This is a genomic window from Catenulispora pinistramenti, from assembly GCF_018274385.1.
GTDB lineage: Bacteria > Actinomycetota > Actinomycetes > Streptomycetales > Catenulisporaceae > Catenulispora > Catenulispora pinistramenti.
The window spans coordinates 32,861-52,514 of record NZ_JAAFYZ010000037.1; the positions used below are offsets into that span (position 1 = coordinate 32,861).

The 19,654-nt window shown below is 71.1% G+C and carries 16 protein-coding genes; 14 read left to right on the forward strand and 2 right to left on the reverse strand.

The annotated features are described in order from the left end of the window. Positions 1 to 156 precede the first annotated feature (156 nt). From KGQ19_RS13625 to KGQ19_RS13640, 4 genes are all read left to right on the forward strand, one after another. Positions 157 to 1,440, forward strand: a complete 1,284-nt coding sequence (locus KGQ19_RS13625; protein WP_194893941.1) for an adenylosuccinate synthase — start codon at positions 157 to 159, stop codon at positions 1,438 to 1,440. Positions 1,441 to 1,552: 112 nt separating this feature from the next. Beyond that, on the forward strand, positions 1,553 to 2,914 hold the full coding sequence (locus KGQ19_RS13630; RefSeq protein ID WP_212009485.1) for an aspartate aminotransferase family protein: 1,362 nt from the start codon (positions 1,553 to 1,555) through the stop codon (positions 2,912 to 2,914). A 106-nt stretch (positions 2,915 to 3,020) separates the two neighbouring features. Next, positions 3,021 to 4,706, forward strand: a complete 1,686-nt coding sequence (locus tag KGQ19_RS13635) for a hypothetical protein (protein ID WP_212009486.1) — start codon at positions 3,021 to 3,023, stop codon at positions 4,704 to 4,706. An 89-nt stretch (positions 4,707 to 4,795) separates the two neighbouring features. Next, entirely contained in the window at positions 4,796 to 5,368 is a 573-nt protein-coding gene (locus tag KGQ19_RS13640) for a hypothetical protein (protein ID WP_212009487.1), read from the forward strand. A gap of 80 nt (positions 5,369 to 5,448) precedes the next feature. Here KGQ19_RS13640 and KGQ19_RS13645 read toward each other — a convergent pair whose 3' ends face one another. Next, positions 5,449 to 6,981, reverse strand: a complete 1,533-nt coding sequence (locus tag KGQ19_RS13645; protein ID WP_230418599.1) for an MFS transporter — start codon at positions 6,979 to 6,981, stop codon at positions 5,449 to 5,451. Then, on the reverse strand, positions 6,978 to 7,490 hold the full coding sequence (locus KGQ19_RS13650) for a MarR family winged helix-turn-helix transcriptional regulator (RefSeq protein WP_230418600.1): 513 nt from the start codon (positions 7,488 to 7,490) through the stop codon (positions 6,978 to 6,980). Before KGQ19_RS13650 ends, KGQ19_RS13645 begins: the two co-directional genes overlap by 4 nt. A 61-nt stretch (positions 7,491 to 7,551) precedes the next feature. On the opposite strand from KGQ19_RS13650, the gene purD reads away from it, so the two are divergent. From purD to KGQ19_RS13700, 10 genes are all read left to right on the forward strand, one after another. Further along, positions 7,552 to 8,805, forward strand: a complete 1,254-nt coding sequence (gene purD, locus KGQ19_RS13655) for a phosphoribosylamine--glycine ligase (protein WP_212009488.1) — start codon at positions 7,552 to 7,554, stop codon at positions 8,803 to 8,805. Positions 8,806 to 8,970: 165 nt separating this feature from the next. Beyond that, complete coding sequence (locus KGQ19_RS13660; RefSeq protein WP_212009489.1) at positions 8,971 to 10,419, forward strand: M48 family metalloprotease; 1,449 nt, start codon at positions 8,971 to 8,973, stop codon at positions 10,417 to 10,419. 168 nt (positions 10,420 to 10,587) lie between these two features. Continuing rightward, positions 10,588 to 12,231 (forward strand): hypothetical protein, encoded by a 1,644-nt coding sequence (locus tag KGQ19_RS13665; RefSeq protein WP_212009490.1) that lies wholly within the window; start codon positions 10,588 to 10,590, stop codon positions 12,229 to 12,231. A gap of 201 nt (positions 12,232 to 12,432) precedes the next feature. Next, positions 12,433 to 13,743: an adenylosuccinate lyase gene (gene purB, locus KGQ19_RS13670; RefSeq protein ID WP_212009491.1), complete on the forward strand. Its 1,311-nt coding sequence runs from the start codon at positions 12,433 to 12,435 to the stop codon at positions 13,741 to 13,743. A 328-nt stretch (positions 13,744 to 14,071) separates the two neighbouring features. Beyond that, complete coding sequence (locus KGQ19_RS13675) at positions 14,072 to 14,602, forward strand: type II toxin-antitoxin system TacA family antitoxin (protein ID WP_212009492.1); 531 nt, start codon at positions 14,072 to 14,074, stop codon at positions 14,600 to 14,602. Between the two features lie 132 nt (positions 14,603 to 14,734). After that, complete coding sequence (locus tag KGQ19_RS13680) at positions 14,735 to 15,625, forward strand: DUF4097 family beta strand repeat-containing protein (RefSeq protein ID WP_212009493.1); 891 nt, start codon at positions 14,735 to 14,737, stop codon at positions 15,623 to 15,625. 11 nt (positions 15,626 to 15,636) lie between these two features. After that, positions 15,637 to 16,614 (forward strand): ATP-binding cassette domain-containing protein, encoded by a 978-nt coding sequence (locus KGQ19_RS13685; RefSeq protein ID WP_212009503.1) that lies wholly within the window; start codon positions 15,637 to 15,639, stop codon positions 16,612 to 16,614. An 11-nt stretch (positions 16,615 to 16,625) separates the two neighbouring features. Next, positions 16,626 to 17,462 (forward strand): ABC transporter permease, encoded by an 837-nt coding sequence (locus KGQ19_RS13690; protein ID WP_212009504.1) that lies wholly within the window; start codon positions 16,626 to 16,628, stop codon positions 17,460 to 17,462. A 79-nt stretch (positions 17,463 to 17,541) separates the two neighbouring features. After that, a complete protein-coding gene (locus KGQ19_RS13695; RefSeq protein WP_212009494.1) occupies positions 17,542 to 18,429 on the forward strand; it encodes a phosphoribosylaminoimidazolesuccinocarboxamide synthase in 888 nt (295 codons plus the stop codon). Positions 18,430 to 18,526: 97 nt separating this feature from the next. Next, complete coding sequence (locus tag KGQ19_RS13700) at positions 18,527 to 19,639, forward strand: TDT family transporter (protein ID WP_212009495.1); 1,113 nt, start codon at positions 18,527 to 18,529, stop codon at positions 19,637 to 19,639. The last annotated feature ends 15 nt before the right edge of the window (positions 19,640 to 19,654 follow it).

Consider the following 19,654-nt stretch of genomic DNA (forward strand, 5'->3'; position numbering starts at 1 on the left):
AATGGCCATTCCCGGTCACGACGCGGTAAACTCTTGCCGCAAGAGCCCCTGTCGCCGCTTGCGACCAGGGGCTTCCGTCGTTTTACACAAAGACGCGTCGCCCTAGAGGGACCTACTGGCAGCTAGTAGGCGTCTAAGCGTTGGAAAGGCACTTCCATGCCCGCTCTCGTGCTCGTCGGCGCCCAGTGGGGCGACGAAGGCAAGGGTAAGGCCACGGACCTGCTCGGCGGCTCGGTCGACTACGTCGTCCGCTATCAGGGCGGCAACAACGCCGGCCACACTGTCGTCATCGGCGACCAGAAGTACGCGCTGCACCTGCTGCCCTCCGGAATCCTCTCGCCCGGCTGTGTGCCGGTGATCGGCAACGGCGTGGTGATCGACCCCGCTGTGCTGTTCGCCGAGCTCGACGGCCTGGACCAGCGCGGGGTGGACACCTCGCGGCTGCTGATCTCGGCGAACGCGCATCTGATCACCCCCTATCACCGGACCATGGACAAGGTCACCGAGCGGTTCTTGGGCAAGAACAAGATCGGGACCACCGGGCGGGGCATCGGGCCGACCTACGCGGACAAGATCAACCGGATCGGGGTGCGGGTCCAGGACCTGTTCGACCCCTCGATCCTGCGGCAGAAGGTCGAGGGTGCGCTGCGCGACCGGAACCAGATGCTGGTGAAGGTGTACAACCGGCGCGCGCTCAGTGCCGAGGCGGTGGTCGAGGAGTACCTGGGGTACGCCGAGCGGCTGCGGCCGATGGTCGCCGACACCTCGCTGGTCGTGAACAAGGCCCTGGACGACGGCAAGGTGGTGCTGCTGGAAGGCGGCCAGGGCACGCTGCTGGACGTGGACCACGGCACCTATCCGTTCGTCACCTCCTCGAACCCGACCACCGGCGGGGCGTGCACCGGCGCCGGCATCGGCCCCACCCGCATCACCCGCACCATCGGCATCCTGAAGGCGTACGCCACGCGCGTCGGGGCCGGGCCGTTCCCGACCGAGCTGTTCGACGAGAACGGCGAGGCGCTGCGCCGCATCGGCCACGAGTACGGCGTCACCACCGGCCGGGACCGGCGCTGCGGCTGGTACGACGCGCCGGTGGCCCGCTACGCCTCCCGGGTGAACGGTCTGACCGACTTCTTCCTCACCAAGCTGGACGTGCTGACCGGCTTCGAGCGGATCCCGGTCTGCGTCGCCTACGACGTGGACGGCGTGCGGCACGACGAGATCCCGATGACCCAGACCGACTTCCACCACGCGACGCCGGTCTACGAGGAACTGCCGGGCTGGACCGAGGACATCTCCGGCTGCAAGACCTTCGAGGACCTGCCGAAGAACGCCCAGTCCTACGTCAAGGCGCTGGAGGACATGTCCGGCGCGCCGATCTCGGCGATCGGCGTCGGGCCGGAGCGCAACGCCACGATCCAGGTGCGCTCGTTCCTGTGAGGGCTGCGCTTGTTCTTTTCAGCGCTGTGCTCGTTCCTGTAAGGGCATAGTGGCGATCCCTTGACAGGTTGCGGCCTCCCGATCGGGAGGCCGCAACGGTACGTTCTGAGGTATGACTGACGACCTCAAGGCGGCCGGCGCCCAGGTTTTCGCCGACGACCGCGCCCACGTGTTCCACAGCTGGTCCGCGCAGGGGGCCATCAGTCCGCTCCCGATCGCCGGCGCCGAGGGTTCCTACTTCTGGGACTACGACGGCAACCGCTACCTGGACTTCTCCTCCCAGCTGGTGAACACCAACATCGGCCACCAGCACCCCAAGGTGGTCGCGGCGATCCAGGAGCAGGCCGGCAAGCTGTGCACGATCGCGCCGTCGTTCGCCAACGACGTCCGCGGGCAGGCCGCCCGGATGATCGCCGAGCTGGCCCCGGGCGACCTGAACTACGTCTTCTTCACCAACGGCGGCGCCGAGGCCGTGGAGAACGCGGTCCGGCTGGCCCGCCTGCACACCGGCCGCTCCAAGGTGCTCTCCACCTACCGCAGCTACCACGGCTCCACCTCGACGGCCATCTCCCTCACCGGCGACCCGCGCCGCTGGGCCAACGACGCTGTGGGCCAATCCACCGGCGGAGCCGTGCACTTCTTCGGCCCGCACCTGTACCGCTCCCACTTCCACGCCACGACCGAGGCCGAGGAGTGTGAGCGCGCGCTCCAGCACCTTGAGGAGACCATCCAGTACGAGGGCCCGGCGACCATCGCCGCGGTCATCATGGAGACCATCGTCGGCACCGCCGGCGTCCTGATGCCGCCGCCGGGCTACCTGGCTGGTGTGCGCGCGCTGTGCGACAAGTACGGCATCCTCTACATCGCCGACGAAGTGATGGCCGGCTTCGCGCGCTCGGGCGCCTGGCTCGCGATTGACCACTGGGGCGTCACCCCGGACCTGATCACCTTCGCCAAGGGCTCCAACTCCGGCTATGTGCCGATCGGCGGCGTCATCATCTCCGAGAAGATCCGCGAGACCTTCAAGGACCGCGTGTACCCGGGCGGCCTGACGTACTCCGGGCACCCGCTGGCGTGTGCCTCCATCGTCGCGACCATCAACGCGATGCGGGAGGAGAAGACCATCGAGCACGCGGCGTGGCTCGGCGAGGAGGTCTTCGGCCCGGAGCTGCGCGCGATGGCCGAGCGGCACCCGAGCGTCGGCGAGGTGCGCGGGGTCGGCGCGTTCTGGGCGCTGGACCTGGTCCGCTCCAAGGAGACGCGGGAGATGCTGGTGCCGTACAACGCGGCGGGCGCGGACGCGGCGCCGATGAACGAGCTCGCGGCGGCGATGAAGGCCCGCGGCGTGTGGCCGTTCATCAACTTCAACCGGCTGCACGTGGTGCCGCCGTGCAACATCTCCGAGGCGGACGCGCGCAAGGGGTTGGCGGCGCTGGACGAGGCGCTGGCGGTGGTGGACGTGTACGCGAGCTGAGAGGCGAGCTGAGACGCGGTCTTGGCGGGTACCCGCCTCATCTGCTGATACGCGGTTGTTCGCGTCCTGAGATCGATCAAGGGGTGGACACCACTAAAGTTGCCACATGAGCCACGAGGTGGTGTTCCTCCCGCACATCCTGGGCCAGACCTGGTCCCAGGCCCTGGCCGCCGCGCGCACGGCGGCCCGCGAGGAGGACCCGAGGATAGTGGCCGCGCGCCTGGAGCCGTGGCCCGACCTCGTGCTGCACGCCGCGGAGATCCTCGGCCAGATCGAGGAGTACCGAGGCCGCGGCCAGCGCGAACTGCTGCACCCGGTGACCAGGCTCAGGTTCACGTTCTTCGGCGAGGACGGCGTCATCGCGCTGCCGTATTGGTACGACGGCCCGGTGGCGCGCATGGCCGCGACGATGGCGTTCCGCTTCGCGCACGCGGTGGAGGCCGACACCGGGCTGGCGGCGTACGACCCGCAGCAACGCACGCCGCTGGCCGAGATGGGGCTGGAGAAGTTCGTCGCGGGATACCTGCGCGGCCGCGACAAGGCGCTGGGCCAGACGCAGGCCCGCGGCCCGGTGCCGGTCGGCCACGCGCTGCCCACCGGGCGCAGCGCCTCGCGCCGGGAGCTGGCGGCGGGGCCGTCGGCGCGTGGCGACGGTGGGCCGCGGGAGGCGCGGGAGTCACGAGAGCCGCGGCCAGTGGCGGATGCGCGGCCTGGGGGCGGCGATCCGCGCGGCGGGCAGTCGGCGCGCGGGGCGGTTTCGGGCGGATCGGCCGGAGCGGGGTGGCTGCGGCGCGGCGGGAAGCCAGCGCGAGGTGAGCAGGCCGGGGCGCGGCAGGATACTGAGCGGCGGTCGGCGGCGGGGTCGGGGCGGGAGACGAGTCCTGAGCGGCTGCGGCGAGCGGGAGAGCCGGCGCGGGGTGAGCGGGCAGGCGCGCGGCCCGATGGGAGTTCGGGGTCGCTGACCGGTCCCGAACGGCTTCGGCGGGCCGGGGAGCCTGCGCGGGGTGAGCAGGACGCTGAGCGGCGGCAGGCTGCTGATTCGGGATCCGAGTCGGGTTCCGGGCGGCTTCGGCGTGCCGGAGAGCCGGTACGGGGTGAGCAGGACGCTGAGCGGCGGCAGGCTGCTGATTCCGGCCCCGAGGCGAGTTCCGGGCGGCTTCGGCGGGTCGGGAAGCCGGCGCGGGGCGAGGGGCCGGGTGCGGATTCGGGGTCGCTAGCGAGTCCCGATCGTTTGCGGCGGGCCGACAAGCCGGGGCGAGGCGGGGATGCGGACCGGCGGCAGGCGGGTCCGCGGCAGTCGGAGCGCTCGGGGCAGCCGGCGCGGGGTGTCGAGCCGGTCGATAGTGCGGACTCGGCGCGGTTGTGGCGTCCTGCCGATCCGGTGCCTGGCGAGCAGGCGCGATCGGAGTCGGGCGCTGGGTGGTTGCGGCGCGGGGCGAAGCAGGCCGGGAAGACGCCCGAGCCGCGGAAGGCTCCCCGGCGAGCCGAGCGGCCCGCTGAGCAGTCGCAGTCGCAGTCGCAGCCGCGGAAGCCATCGCGGCGGGAGCGGGCCGAGGCTGAGCGTTCGCGCAAGGCACAGCGTGGGGTGCCGGCACCCGGGACCGAGTGGGTGCCGCGGCCGGGGAGTCCGGAACCGCGCGATGGTGGGCCGACCGACTCCGGCCGGGCGCCGCGGCCGGGGGATCTGCGGCGGGTTGAGCCGCCGCAGCCACGGCGGGCGTCGCAGCCCGGTGAGGCCGCGGGCGGGCAGCCTCGGAGGCAGCCGCCGGAGTTGCCGAAGGGGCGGCCCTGAGCGGTGCGCCTTGTCGGAGCGCCGCTTATCTCGCCCGGGATTTCGTCCTGGCGGGTCGCTGCGTGGGCGTCACGTTCTAAGCTCGCGAGGTGATCTCGCGTTCGGAATTCCAGCTGGTCCTGCTCCGCCGGATGGCCGACTACCAGCCAGGCTTGGTGGAGCACGCTCGGCAGGGCCTGGGTTTCACCGTCACCGAGATGCGCGATACGAACGCGTGGTGGCAACGCTATGTGCGGTCCCGCTCCTCACCCCGCGGTCCGGAACGCTTTAGGGCGATACTCGGTCCGGCGGATGAGGAGACGGATCTGCGGACCGGGGACCTGGTCAGCCGGCTGTACCACTGGATCCTGCCGCTGTGGCCGGAGCTGCGCTTCGAGATCGTGGTCGGGCCCGGCGGTCAGGTCTGGCAGGAGTGGCTGGTACGGGCTCCCGATACGGAACCCCCGGCGCCGCCGACGGATCAGGCGTTGGAGCCGTGGCAATACGTGGTCGGGGACCTGGAGCGGATGTATCCGCGGGTCCGGCATCTCCCCGAGGACGCCCCGACGCGTTGGCAGAGCGAGTACGGATACGACGACGGACACGGCGCAATAGCGCGGCGCCGCGCCCGGTTCTGCTACGGCCTTCTCCAGGAAGTGTCAGAACCCCTGGAGAGCCCCTGAAGCGGTTCCGGATCCGCTGGAGAACGCCTGTAGTAGATCTGCCTTCGGACCGAGGGTGCCCAGCGCCATATCGCGGGTTCCTATCGGGTCGGTTCGCGGTTCGCGGTGCGCAGGGACAGCGAGCGGTCGGCGAGGACCACCGCGAGGAGCAGCACACCGCAGCCGATCATGACGACGGCCAGCTCGTGCAGACCGCTCGAGGACGCCCCGGTGCGGAAGACGATCGCCACGGCGGCGGAGGACAGGATGGCGCCGAGGTACTGAAAGGTTCTCAGAAGTCCCGACGCTGTGCCCATGCGCGCCGCGTCCGCCTGCCGGAACAAGGCGTTCTGGTTGGCCAGCCCGTTCATTCCCTGAGTGGCGCCCGCTAGTAGACCCACGGCTATGAGGACCCATACAGCGCTCCCCCTATTAAGGATCAGCAGTCCCCCGGACGCCGCGATGATCGACGCGGTGCCCACGAGCAGCTTGCTGCGGATCCCGCTGCGTCGCCCGCTGAACCACGCCACGACGATCGCTGTGAGGGACGTCGGCAGGACGACCAGTCCCGCTTCAGAAGCGCTGAGGCCGCGTCCCTCCTCCAGCCACTGCGTGAATCCGTAGATGAAGCTGTAGGTGAGGATGTACGTGAGGGTCTGGCGTAGGTAGGTGACCAGGAGCGGGGTGTTCCCGCCGAAGATGCGCAGGTCTATAAAGGGTTCCCCGGTACGGAGCTCTACACGGGTGAACACTGCGGCGAATACAGCGGCGACAGCGAGCAGGTACAGGTTGCCGATACGTAGGTTCATGAGGAACAGCAGCAGGCTGGTCAACATGGCGGCGAACAGTGCCATGCCCACCAGATCGATCCGGCTCTCGTTCTGCGCGGCCTTGCTCTTAGGCAGACTCCGCGTGCCGAGCGCTATACAGATCAACGCCAGAGGGATGTTGACGGCGAACACGAAGCGCCAACCGCCGACGCTGACGAGCGCGCCACCGAGCGTCGGTCCGATGACCATCGTGCTCTGCGCCGATATGGAGAGCGCTGTAAGGATCCCGCTAGGCGTCTTCAGACCAGTGCGCTGAGCCTCGCCGCGCACTGTGTGCATCGCCGCGGGGAACTGGGCGCTGGTCCCGAAGCCGAGCAGTACGCGCGCCACGATCAGCACGCTCAGCGACGGCGCCGCCGTCCCGATCACCCCGGCCAGGCCGACCAGCGCGGCCCCGGTGAGGTAGAGCGGCCGGGCCCCGAAACGGTCCACGAGCCGCCCGATCACCGGCTGCCCTATAGCGGTCGCGAGGTAGAGCGAGGAGACGAGCCACGCGGTCGACGCGGGGGAGGCGCCGAAGGCCGCGCCGATCGGCACCAGCGCGATGGCGATCATCGAGGAGTTGATCGGGTTGAGGGTTGCGCCGAGCAGGAGCGGGACGATCAGGCGGCGATTGAAGGCGGGGGTGGCCGGGGCTCCGGCGGCCGGAGCTGGATCACTCGGAGTCGCAGCGGAACCTGCGGTGGCCGGAGCCGCATCGGCCGAAGCATCGGCCGAAGCGGTGGCCGAAGCTGTGGCCGAGTCGGAGGACCTGCGCGGTGCGGGAAGAGCGGAATCTGTGGAGTGGGGAGTGGTCTGTGTCATTCGCTCAAGCGCTCCAAAAATCCCAGGGCGGCTACCACCGTCGCCAACTCCTCCGCCGAGAACCGCTCCCGCAGCGCGCACTCCAGCCACTCGTCGCGGGCCTGCCGCGATCCACGCACCGCGTCGTCCGCCGCCGGCGTCAGTTCGAGGAGCTGGCGGCGGCCGTCGGCCGGGTCCTGGCGGCGGGCGATCATGCCGCGCTCGTCCAGGGCGGCGATGGTCGCGGCCATGGACTGCGGGCGGACGTGCTCGGCTTTCGCCAGGTCGCTGGTCGAGGCCGGGCCGTCGCGGTCCAGGCGGCCCAGGACGGCCAGCTGCGAGGCGGTGAGTTCGTGGACGTCGTCCACTTCGCGCAGCCGACGGCGCAGCCGGCCGACCAGCACGCGCAGCTCGCGCGCGGCGTGCGCCGGTTCGGGCGCCTGCGCCGTCGGACCAGGAGCGGCTGCGCCAGCGGTATCAGTGCCGGCACCGGCACCGGTCGTCGAGTTCGTCTCAGCCTTCGCGTCCATACCTTCAGTTTAAACTGCACAGTCCAGACTGTCTATCTCCCCCGCCGGTACCCTAACGACCATGAAGGTCCTCGTCATCGGCACCGGCGGCCGCGAGCACGCCCTCGCCCGCGCACTCAGCACCGACCCCGCCGTCACCGCGCTCTACTGCGCGCCCGGCAACCCCGGCATCGCCGAGGTCGCCGAGCTGCGGCCGGTGGACGCGATGGACCCGGCGGCGGTGCGGGACCTGGCCGTGGAACTCGGCGTGGACCTGGTCGTGGTGGGGCCGGAGGCGTCGCTGGTGGCCGGGGTCGCGGATCCGGTGCGCGAGGCGGGGATCCCGGTCTTCGGGCCGTCCAAGGCCGCCGCGCTGCTGGAGGGGTCGAAGGCCTTCTCCAAGGAGGTCATGGCCGCCGCCGGCATTCCGACCGCCAAGTCCTACGTCTGCGAGACCGAGGACGAATACACCAAGGCGCTCGAGGAGTTCTCGGGCTTCCCCTATGTCGTCAAGGACGACGCGCTCGCCGCCGGCAAGGGCGTCGTCGTGACCGAGGACCGCGACGCCGCGCTGGCGCACGCGCGGGCCTGCGGCCGGGTGGTGATCGAGGAGTACCTCGACGGCCCCGAGATCTCGCTGTTCGGCGTCACCGACGGCACCACGGTCGTCCCGATGATGCCCTCGCAGGACTTCAAGCGGATCGGCGACGGCGACACCGGCCCCAACACCGGCGGCATGGGCGCCTATTGCCCGCTGTCCTGGGCGCCGGAGGGGTTGACCGAAGAGGTCGTCGCCACGGTCATCCAGCCGCTGGTAGACGAGCTGCGCCGGCGCGGCACCCCGTTCGCCGGGCTGGTCTACGCCGGTCTGGCGCTGACCGCCAAGGGCTTGCGCGTCGTGGAGTTCAACGCGCGCTTCGGCGACCCCGAGACCCAGAGCGTGTTGGCGATGCTCGTATCGCCGCTGTCCGAACTGCTGCTCCCGGCCGCGACCGGCACCCTCGCCGACGCCCCGGCGCCCCGGTGGCGGGACGGCGCCTCCGTCACCGTCGTGCTGGCCGCCGCCGGCTACCCGGGGACCCCGCGCGGCGGTGACGTCATCACCGGGGTCGAGGCCGCCGAGCGGTTGGGCACCGCGGTGAACCAGGCCGGGACCAAGCAGAACGCGGACGGCGACCTGGTCACCGCCGGCGGCCGGGTCCTGGCGGTGACGGCGGTCGCGGACGGTCTGACGGCCGCTCGGGCCAAGGCGTACCAGGGCTTGGCGGCCATCGGTTTCGCCGGCGCGCAGCACCGCACCGACATTGCAGAAAAGGCCGCTGAAACAGCTGCCTGATACGTCACGCTGAGGCACGGATCCCTTACCCCGCCATCCGAAAGTGTGTATTCAAGCCACGTCGCTAACCGCTGTCGGTGATTCGCGCTAGCCTTCGCAACAGGCTCGTAAGCGGCCTGGACGCTTGGGGGATCCATCAGCACGGTGACTGCGACCACAGCGCGGGTGAGCGCTCACAGGGCGGCTCGCGCGCTACTGCGTGTCCGCGCGTGGGTGATAGGCGCCTACGCACTCAGCGCCGCCGGGGCCTTCGCGGCGCTGGTCGGGCTGGCCCGAATGCGCGGCTGGGACGGGGTCGGACCGGCGACGGTAGTGGCGGCCGGGGTGGTGTGCGCGCTGTGGGCGCTGCCGGCGATCCGCCTGTATCGGACCACGGTTCTGCCCCCGAAGACCGTCCCGCTGACCGGCGATTCCGCCCCCGAACTGGAACTGCTGGTCCGGCAGTTGGCGCTGCAACTCCAGGTGCCGACCCCGGCCGGCATCGAGCTGTCCCCGGACTGCGACGCCTGGCTGGATCCGCGGCCCGGCGGCCCGGTGCTGGTGATCGGCGCGCCGTTCCTGTGGTGGCTGCGCGTCAGCGAACTCCGGGGACTGTTGGCGCCGTTGGTGGCCGGGATGGCGGCGGCCGGGGACGAGCGGATCGTGCGGGCCCGGGCCTTCGCCACCCGGAGCATCGGCGCGCTGCACGGCCGGCCCGGCCGGTCGCCGCACGTGTTCCCGGGGTGGCGGCGCCGGATGGCAGGGTACTTCGAGGCCCGCGCCGAGGTCCTGGAGCGGGTCGTGGCCTGGGAGGCCGTGGCCGCCTCGCGGATGATCGAACCGGCCGCCCGGGCCTACGCCCACGAACAGATCAACATGGCCGCCGCCGGCTGGGACCGGGTGCTGACCCGGCTCGCGCAGCCGGCGTGGGAGTCGGGGTACTGCCCGGTGGGGCTGAACGTCGCCCTGGTCGGTGCGCTGACCTCGCTGGGCCGGCGGGACCGGATGGCCGGCGCGCTGGCCACCCGCCTGAGCGAGCGGCCCGCGTGCGACCTGTTGGAGCAGCCCGGTGACGTGGACGCCGACGCGTCGCTGATGGCCGCGGAGCTGTTCGAGGGGCGCCGGATCGAGCGGACGGTGACCTGGGAGCGGTACGTCACCTCGGTCACCGAGCCGGAGCTGGTGCGGCGTGCGGCGTCGATGCCGGAGGAGCATCCGGCGGCGAAGCGGATACGCACCCTGATCGCCGAGGCCGGGGTGCCCGGCGCGCGGCGTGGGGAACAGCTGGGCACTGATACGCGCGGCGATGAAGTGGTCGGCGGCGAAACACAGGGTGGCGAAGCGCGGGGTGCCGACAGCCGGCGGGCCGCGGTGATCCCGGGTCCGCGCGTGGGGGAATCCGGTGATCTCCAACCCGCGCATTCCTCGGAGCCGGATACCGACAACCTCGCGGCTTATCTGGCGGTTCGACTCGTCGAGGCGCGGCTGGCGACGTGGGGCCTGGACTGGCTGGACGGACCGGTTCTGCGGGATATGGCCGGTGATCCGGTGCCTATTCACGATATGGCCACCGCGCTCGCGGATATCGGAGATGTCTCCAGATTGTCTGATTGGCTGGCGCGAATTACCCGCTAATCGCTGCTCAATTCGCAGAAATGGCAAGCGTTACCGTTTCGTAGCCAACCTCGAACATGTTATCGCCGTCACCTAGTAGTGAAGACATTACGGGGATGGGGCCGAACGAGCTTCGCCAAGCTGAGACGCCATGGGGCCGGCGTCGCGGCGGTCACCTGGTCGGCGCTCGTGGTCGGGATCCAGGGGGCGCGGCTGGGCCGCTGGATCGTCGACGATGCCGGGATCAGCTTCGCCTACGCGCGGAGCCTCGCCGAGGGCCACGGCCCGGTGGTGCAGGCGGGAGCGCCTCCGGTAGAGGGTTACTCGGACCCCACGTGGGTCGCGCTGCTGACGGTCGGGAGACTGCTCGGCCTCTTCGACCACGGCGCGTGGTTCGGGGTGCCCGACTATGTCCTGTTCCCGAAGGCCTTGGCGCTGCTCTGCGTCATCGGCATCCTGATCTGCTTCTACGCCGCGGCCGTGGCCGTCCTGCCGAGCCGCCGGATCGCCGCGGCGGTCACCGCCGTCGCGGGGACGGCGCTGGGCTTCGTGCCGACGTTTGTCATCTGGACGTTCTCCGGTTTGGAGAACTCGTTTTACGCGCTGCTGGTCACGAGCCTGGCAGTACTGCTCCTGCGCGCGGTGGCGGCCGACCCCGACCGGCTGCTGTCCCGCCGGTCCGCGGTGCTCGCCGGGGTGCTGGTCGCGTTGGCCGCGCTCACCCGGCCGGACGGCCTGATCTACTTCGCCGTCTACCCGGCGGTCGTCCTGCTGCTGGTGGACCGGCAGCGGATCCGGGAGACGATCCGCCCCGGTGCGTACTTCTTCGGACCGGCCCTCGGCTTGTACGGCGTCTACGTGCTCTGGCGCCGCTTCGAGTTCGGCCGCTGGCTGCCCAACACCGCGGTGGCCAAGGCCCAGGCGAGCCCGGCGGTCTCCGATCTGAACCGGGTCTCGGACGTGCTGCAGTACCCCGGCCTGGTGCTCTCGGTGGTGGCGATCGCGGTCGTGGTCGCCGGGCTGGTGGCGGTGCCCGCGGTGCGGCGGCCGCTGACCGCGGTGCTGGTGCCGTTGGCGCTGGCGCTGGTGGCGTACTGCGTGCTGAACCAGGACTGGATGGGACAGCTGAGGTTCTCCACGCCGGTCTGGCCGCTGGCCGCGCTGGCCATCGCGATCTGCGCCGCGCAGCTGGTCGTCCTGCCGGGGCTGCGGCGGCGGGCCGGGCTGGCCGGGGCGCTCGCCGGTGGCCTGTACCTGGCCTACGGCGTCACCGGGCCGATGCTGTCGGACAGCGCGGCCCGGCCGGTGGTTCCGTTGTGCGTGGTGGCCGACGAGAACGGCGAGCTGTTCAACTCCTTCGCGGACATCGCCGGGGTCGAGCAGGGGAGCCTGCTGCTGCCCGACCTCGGCGGAACCGCGCTGACCAGCCGGCTGCGGCTGCGGGACACCGCGGGCCTGGTCGACGCGAAGGTCGCGGACTACTTGCACGACAAGAACCCGACCGGGCTGCGCGACTACATCTTCGACGCCATGCAGCCGACCTTCATCCAGACCCACGGCGACTGGTCGCCGGAGCTCATGGCCGGGCCCGGATTCGATCCGCGCATGCTGCGGGACTACACGCAGATCTACCCGCCGGCCCCCGACCCCGCCGACCCGAGGGGCAGCAGCGACTGGATCCGCGACTCGGTGGTCAAGGATCCCGCGGTCCTGGCGAAGCTGCGGGCCTACGCCGCGTCGGCGGTGCCGGGGCAGGCCCGGTACGAGCGGCGCACGCCGGTCGGCGACTGCACCGACTCGCTGAGCGTCGGGGAGGATCTGGCCGGTCACTAGATGATTGATTCCCGGCCAGGCGCCGCTACTGTGCCCTTGGCAGCCAGAGGCTGCGTGACGTTTCGCGCCGGTACCCCCAGGAATCAATCATCTAGGACCCAGATCACACCGGCCCTGACCTGCGACGGTTACAAAGGTGCGCAGCCGCCTGGGAGAATCGGGTGTCAAGACCTCCCGCTGACTCCCAGGAAGGCCGCCGCCATGATCGAGCGCTACACCCTGCCCGAGATGGGCCGTGTCTGGTCCGAGGCCCACAAGTACGAGCTGTGGGCGAAGGTCGAGACGCTGGTCGTGGAGGCGCACGCGGCGGCCGGCACGATTCCGGAGTCGGCCGTGGAGCCGGTGCGCGCCGCCGCGCCGCCGACCCCGGAGGCGGTGGCCGCGATCGAGGCCGTCACCCAGCACGACGTGATCGCGTTCCTGTCCGCTTGGGCCGACAACACCGAGCCGCGCGAGGCCGCCGCCTACGTGCACTTCGGGATGACCTCCTCGGACCTGCTGGACACCGCGCTGGCGTTGCAGCTCACCGAGGCCACGGACCTGCTGCTGGACAAGGCCGACAAGCTGGTCGCGGTGCTGCGCGACCACGCGCTGGCGCACCGCGCCACGCTGCGCGTCGGCCGCACCCACGGCATCCACGGCGAGCCGGACGTGTGGGGCCACCGGGTCGCCGACTTCGCCTTCGGCGTGGCCCGCTCCCGCGACCGGCTGCGCCGGGCCCGCGAGGCGGTCGGCGTGATGGCGATCTCCGGCGCGGTCGGCACGTACTCGAACATCGATCCGGGCATCGAGACCTTCGTGGCCGAGAAGCTGGGCCTGACCGCCGCCGACGTCTCCACCCAGGTGATCCTGCGCGACGGGGTCTCCGAGTGGGTGTCGGCGATCGCGATCATGGCGACCGTGCTGGAGGCCATCGCCCTGGAGGTGCGGCACGGCCAGCGCACCGAGGTCCGCGAGCTGTGGGAGCCGTTCGGCAAGGGGCAGAAGGGCTCCTCGGCCATGCCGCACAAGAAGAACCCGATCATCTCCGAGCGGCTGGCCGGCATGGCGCGCATCGCCCGCGGCCAGATCGTGCCGGTGATGGAGGGCATCCCGCTGTGGCACGAGCGCGACATCTCGCACTCCTCCACCGAGCGCATCGCCCTGCCGGACGCCTCGATCGCCCTGGACTACATGCTCAACCTGACCATCCGCCTGATGAGCGGGCTGGTGGTCGACCCCGACCGCATGCGGGCCAACCTGGACTCCACCGGCGGCCTGGTCTACAGCTCCACGGTGCTGCTGGAACTGGTCGAGATGGGTCTGGAGCGCGACACCCAGGCCTACCCGCTGACCCAGCGCGCGTCGATGAAGACCTGGGAGACCGGCCGCCCCTTCCGCGAGACGCTGCGCGAGGAGGCCGCGGAGGCCGGGCTGGAGATCGACGAGGCCCGGCTGGACGAGGCCACGCGGCCGGAGCGGTTCGTGCAGCGACTGGACGGGATGTTCGAGAAGCTGGCGAAGCTGAGCTGAGGTCGAGTGAGTGGTCGGCTGGTAGGCGACTGGCGCTTGGCTGCCAGTCGGCTGAGGTGAGTGAGCTGATCTCGGGGTAGCGCCCCAGGGTGCCGGGGTCCGGCGCGAATGGTGCCAGGCCGGGAAGCGGCTGTCAGACGGTGTCTGGCAGCCGCTTTCGCGTTCCCGGCGCCGGTCATTTTGTGAGGGATGTTTCGCGTGAAACATCGCCGATGGCACCTCCGTGGCGCCCGTGGCACCAGCGATGGCACCACTCCTGAGCTGCGGGCGAGCCAGCATGAGCCAAGATGGCTTGCCAATGGCACCAAAGTGGTGCCATATTTGAGCCATGGAACTCACCCAGTACGTCGAATACCTCCGCCGGGAGCTGACGACAGCGGCTGAGGTCGGCGGTGAGGCGGCCCGCGACCTCGCCGACCGCCTGCTTCCGCCGCTCGACGCCGCGGTGCGTCTCACGCTGCTCGAAGCGTTGTCCGCGGCTGCCGAGGAGATCTCCGCCGAGCTTGCGCCGGGGTCGGTGGACGTCCGGCTGCGCGGCGGGAACGCCGGGTTCGTCGTGACGCCGCCGGCCGCGGCCGAGCCCGAGGCCGCGCCCGGCCCCGCGGTCCCCGCCGATGTACGGCTGCCCCTCGCCGAGGGCGACGACGCCGCCATGGTGCGGATCAACCTGCGGCTGCCGTCGAGCCTCAAGGGCCTGATCGAGGACGCGGCGGCGGCCACCGGGCTGTCGGTCAACGGCTGGATCGTGCGGGCCGCGGCCGCCGGGCTGGCCAACGAGGGCCGCGGCGGCGGGCGCCCCTCCTCCTCGCAGAAATCCCGCGGGATCGTCGGCGAGAGCTACAGCGGCTGGGCCCGCTGACCTTCACGAGGCGAAGTACGCGCCACCCGCGCCGCCCGAGCAAGCCGAGCAACCTGGCAAGAGCAAAGCCATCAGCGCAAAGCCAGCAAAGCCAGCAAAGCCAGCAGAGCCACCAGACCAAAGGATTCCCCCATGTCTCCGTCGACCTTCGACACCCCGTCCCCGATCACCGTCGTCCTGGACCTCTACGTCGCCGACGTCCGCATCGCCGCCGCCGACCGCGCCGACACCGTGGTCGAGGTCCGTCCGAGCGACCCGAACAAGGCCGCCGACGTCAAGGCCGCCGAGAACACCACCGTCGAGTACGACGCGGCGACCGGCACGCTGACCGTCGTCAGCCGCAAGCCGCGCAACCGGTTCGTCAACTTCAGCTCCCGGCGCCCGGAGTCGATCGACCTGGTCCTGGAGCTGCCCACCGACTCCGACCTGCGGGGCGAGGCCGAGATCGGCGACATCCAGTCGGTCGGCGTGCTCGGCACGGTCCAGCTCAAGACCGGCCTGGGGACCGTGCGGCTGGCCCAGACCGGCCCGCTGAAGCTGCGCAACGGCCTCGGCGAGACCTCGGTGGACGAGGTCAGCGGGGCCGCCGAGGTGAGCAGCGGGTCCGGTGTGATCCAGCTCGGCGCGGTGGACGGCACCGCCGACGTGTCCAGCGACAACGGCAAGGTGCGGGTCGGCGTCGTGACCGGCCCGGCGGTGGTGAAGTCCTCGAACGGCGCGGTGTACGTGGACCGCGCCCTGTCCGACCTGACCGCCTCCACCTCCAACGGCGAGGTGCGGGTCGGCGAGGTGGTGCGCGGCAAGGTGTCCGCCACCTCCAAGAACGGCTCGGTCGAGGTCGGCGTGCGGGACGGCAGCGCGGCCTGGCTGGACCTGAACGCCGGGGTCGGCCGGGTCTACAACGGGCTCGACACCGCCGACGCGCCCGAGGCCGGGGAGCCGGTGGACAAGGTCGAGGTCCACGCGGACACCAAGCTCGGCGACGTCACCATCCGCCGGACCCCGCGCCTGGATGAGGAGTGAGGACCGTGACGATCCCCCCGCAGAACAGCTCGGCCGCCGCCGCGAACCCGGCGCCCGCGAACCCGGCCCCGGCGATCTCCGCCCGCGGCCTGCGCAAGTCCTTCGGCGCCAACGCCGTGCTCGACGGCATCGACCTGACCGTGCCGGCCGGCACCATCCTGGCCCTGCTCGGCCCGAACGGGGCCGGCAAGACCACCGCGGTCCACCTGCTGACCACCTACCTGCGTCCGGACGCCGGCGACATCCGCATCACCGGGCACGACCCGGCGAAGAACCCGCAGGCGGTGCGGCGCGCGATCGGCGTCACCGGCCAGTTCTCCGCGGTCGACGGCTACCTCACCGGCCGCGAGAACCTGATGCTGATGGCCGACCTGCACCTGCTGCCGCCGGCGGTCGGCCGGCGCCGGGTCGAGGACCTGCTGGCCCGGTTCGAGCTGACCGAGGCGGCCGACAAGACGGCGGCCACCTACTCCGGCGGCATGAAGCGCAAGCTGGACCTGGCGATGACCCTGGTCGGCGACCCGAAGGTGATCTTCCTCGACGAGCCGACCACGGGCCTGGACCCGCGCAGCCGCCGGGTGATGTGGGGCATCATCCGCGGGCTGGCCGCGGAGGGTAGGACCATCCTGCTGACGACCCAGTACCTGGAGGAGGCCGACCAGCTGGCGCACCGGGTCGCCGTGCTGGACGGCGGGCGGATCGTCGCCGAGGGGACGCCGGCCGAGCTCAAGAAGCGCATCCCCGGCGGGCACATCGAGCTGACCTTCGCCGACCGGACCGAACTCGACGCCGCGGCGTCCGTCCTGGCCTCGATCGGCCGCGACGACGACACGCTCACCCTGCAATTGGCCGGAGACGGCCGGATCGGCACGCTGCGGACCCTGCTGCGGCAGCTGGACGACGCCTCGGTCGAGGTCGAGGCGCTGGCGGTGCACACCCCCGACCTCGACGACGTGTTCTTCGCCCTGACCGGCCAGAAGGGAGCCTGACCATGAGCGTCATGACCGCCACGACACTGGCCGACAGCGTCGACACCCGTTCATACGCCTGGATCCACGCCCGGATCATGTTGCGCCGCAACCTGCGGCACCTGCAGCGCTATCCGTCGCTGACCCTGATGGTCATGCTGATGCCGCTGGTCTTCCTGCTGTTGTTCGTCTACGTCTTCGGCGGGACCCTCGGCTCCGGCCTCGGCAGCGGGACCCCGGTCGGGGTGCACGGCGGCCGCCAGGCCTACGCCGCCTACGTCGCCCCGGCGATCATCGTGATGGCGGTGGCCGCGGCGGCTCAGGGCACGGCGATCGCCGTGGCCCAGGACATGTCCGAGGGCATCATCGCCCGCTTCCGGACCATGGCCGTCGCGCGGTCGTCGGTGCTGACCGGGCATGTCGTCGCCGCCGCGATCCAGACGATGGTCGGGGTCACCGTGGTCACCCTGGCCGCGATCGCCGTCGGTTTCCGCCCGCACGCCAACGTGGCCGAGTGGTTCGCCGCGATCGGTGTGGTCCTGTTGCTGACCTTCGCCATCACCTGGCTCTGTGTGGGCCTCGGACTGTCGGCCAAGAGCGTGGAGACGGCCAGCAACTCGCCGATGTTCCTCATGCTCCTGCCCTTCCTGAGCAGCGGCTTCGTCCCGACCGACTCGCTGCCGACCGGGATGCGCTGGTTCTCCGAGTACGAGCCCTTCACCCCGGTCAACGAGACCCTGCGCGGGCTGCTGACCGGCACCGGGATCGGGGACAACCTGGTCATCACGCTGGCCTGGTGCCTCGGCGTCGCGGTGCTCTCCTACGCCTGGTCGCGGCGGCTGTACGAGCGGGAGCCGAAGGCGGGCTGAGACCGGGCCGCGGGCGAGGCGAGGGTAAGGCGGTCCGGGCCGCGGAGGGGTCGGCCCGGACCGCCGGTAGGCTGAGCGCGTGATCACCGGCCTGAACCACATCGCCAGCGGCAAGATCCGCGACCTCTACGCGGTCGGGGACGATCTGCTGCTCGTCGCCTCGGACAAGATCTCCGCCTTCGACTACGTGCTGGAGACGGAGATCCCCGACAAGGGGCGGATCCTGACCCAGCTGTCCATGTGGTGGTTCCGGCAGCTGGCCGATCTGGTGCCGAACCACGTGCTGACCGCGGACGTCGAGGAGTTCCCGGCCGAGCTGGCGTCCCACAAGGACGAGCTGCGCGGCCGGGCGATGCTGTGCCGGAAGCTGAACATGGTGGAAGTGGAGTGCGTGGCCCGCGGCTACCTCACCGGTTCCGGGCTCGCCGAGTACGAGCAGAACGGCACCGCGAACGGCGTGAAGCTGCCGCCCGGGCTGGTCGACGGCTCGCGGCTGGACCGGCCGATCTTCACCCCGGCGATGAAGGGCGAGCTCGGGGCGCACGACGAGAACGTCAGCTTCGACGTGATGGCCGAGCGGATCGCCGACCCGGAACTGGCCGCGCACCTGAAAGACCTGACGCTGGCCGTCTACTCGCGGGCCCGCGAGATCGCCGAGGAGCGCGGGATCATCCTGGCGGACACCAAGTTCGAGTTCGGCCGGCTGCGCGGCGGCACCCTGGTCCTCGCCGACGAGGCGCTGACCCCGGACTCCTCGCGGTTCTGGCCGGCCGACGAGTGGAAGCCGGGCCGGGCCCAGCCCTCGTTCGACAAGCAGTACGTGCGGGACTGGCTGGTCTCCCCGGCCTCCGGCTGGGACCGCGAGTCCGACACCCCGCCGCCGGCCCTGCCGGAGCAGGTCGTGCAGGCCACCCGGGCCCGGTACGTCGAGGCCTACGAACGGCTCACCGGCGAGGAATTCGTCTAGGAATCGCAGCTCAGAGCGCCGGGTCATAGAAGACCTCTATGACCTCATGCCTGATTGGGGTCTAGTCCGGCCCGGCCGTGCGGGGCAGGCTGGAGGCATGGACATCTTCCGCCATATCGGCCCCAACTGGTATGCCTCGGTCATGGGCACGGCGATCATCGCCAACGCCGGGGCCGGGCTGCCCGGTTTCCAGCGGGGCTGGCCCCGCACGGCGGTCACCGTGGTCTGGGCCGCTGCTCTGCTCTGGCTCGCGATGGTTCTGCTCGCCCGCGCCGCGCACTGGCGCTGGCACGCCGACCAAGCCCGCCGCGACCTCCTCGACCCGGCGGTCGCCCCGTTCTACGGCTGCCTGTCGATGGCGCTGACCGCCGTTTCGGCCGGGACGATGATCGTCGGCCGGGACTGGATCGGCACCGGGGCCGCGCTCGGGCTGGCCTGGACGCTGTGGCTGGTCGGCACCGTGATCGGCCTGGCCACGACCGTCGTCGTGCCCTATCTGATGATGACCCGGCACCAGATCGCCGAAGGCAGCGCCGCCCCGGCCTGGCTGCTGCCGATCGTCGCGCCGATGGTCTCGGCCGCCACCGGACCGCAGCTGATCCCGCACGTCGCGGCCGGGCAACTCCGCGAGACGATGCTGCTGGGCTGCTACGCGATGTTCGGCGTCAGCCTGCTGGCGACCATGATCATCCTGCCGGTGGTGTTCTCCAAGCTGGTGCACCACAAGGTCGGCGCGGCCGTCGCCGCCCCCGGTCTGTTCCTGGTCCTCGGCCCGCTCGGGCAGTCGGTGACAGCGGTGAACAACCTGGCCGACGTGGGGCGGGGCGCCGTGAGCCCGCAGCTGGCGGCGGCGCTGAAGCCGTTCGCCGTGCTCTACGGCGTTCCGGTGCTCGGCTTCGCGATGATCTGGCTGGCCCTGGCCTTGCTGATCGTGGCCGAGGTGGCCAGGCGGGGCCTGCCGTTCGCACTGACCTGGTGGGCGCTCACCTTCCCGGTGGGAACCTGTGTGACCGGGGCCACCGGACTGTGGCACCACACCGGGCTGACCGCTTACGCGTGGCTGGCCTGCGGGCTCTACGCGCTGCTCGTCGGGTTCTGGGCCGTGACGGCGGTCCGCACGGTGCGCGGCACCCTCACGGGTGAGCTCGTCAGCAGGCGTCCGGAAGCACGCATCGCCCCCGGTAGAATCGGGATCACCGCCATCCAGTAGCCCCGGCGCGGACGT

What these genes read in the sequence shown, in the direction of transcription:
- KGQ19_RS13625 (WP_194893941.1), top strand. Translation starts at nt 157, where the DNA reads ATGCCCGCTCTCGTGCTCGTCGGCGCCCAGTGGGGCGACGAAGGCAAG.
- KGQ19_RS13630 (WP_212009485.1), top strand. Translation starts at nt 1,553, where the DNA reads ATGACTGACGACCTCAAGGCGGCCGGCGCCCAGGTTTTCGCCGACGAC.
- KGQ19_RS13635 (WP_212009486.1), top strand. Translation starts at nt 3,021, where the DNA reads ATGAGCCACGAGGTGGTGTTCCTCCCGCACATCCTGGGCCAGACCTGG.
- KGQ19_RS13645 (WP_230418599.1), bottom strand. Translation starts at nt 6,981, where the DNA reads ATGACACAGACCACTCCCCACTCCACAGATTCCGCTCTTCCCGCACCG.
- KGQ19_RS13650 (WP_230418600.1), bottom strand. Translation starts at nt 7,490, where the DNA reads ATGGACGCGAAGGCTGAGACGAACTCGACGACCGGTGCCGGTGCCGGC.
- purD (WP_212009488.1), top strand. Translation starts at nt 7,552, where the DNA reads ATGAAGGTCCTCGTCATCGGCACCGGCGGCCGCGAGCACGCCCTCGCC.
- purB (WP_212009491.1), top strand. Translation starts at nt 12,433, where the DNA reads ATGATCGAGCGCTACACCCTGCCCGAGATGGGCCGTGTCTGGTCCGAG.
- KGQ19_RS13675 (WP_212009492.1), top strand. Translation starts at nt 14,072, where the DNA reads ATGGAACTCACCCAGTACGTCGAATACCTCCGCCGGGAGCTGACGACA.
- KGQ19_RS13680 (WP_212009493.1), top strand. Translation starts at nt 14,735, where the DNA reads ATGTCTCCGTCGACCTTCGACACCCCGTCCCCGATCACCGTCGTCCTG.
- KGQ19_RS13690 (WP_212009504.1), top strand. Translation starts at nt 16,626, where the DNA reads ATGACCGCCACGACACTGGCCGACAGCGTCGACACCCGTTCATACGCC.
- KGQ19_RS13700 (WP_212009495.1), top strand. Translation starts at nt 18,527, where the DNA reads ATGGACATCTTCCGCCATATCGGCCCCAACTGGTATGCCTCGGTCATG.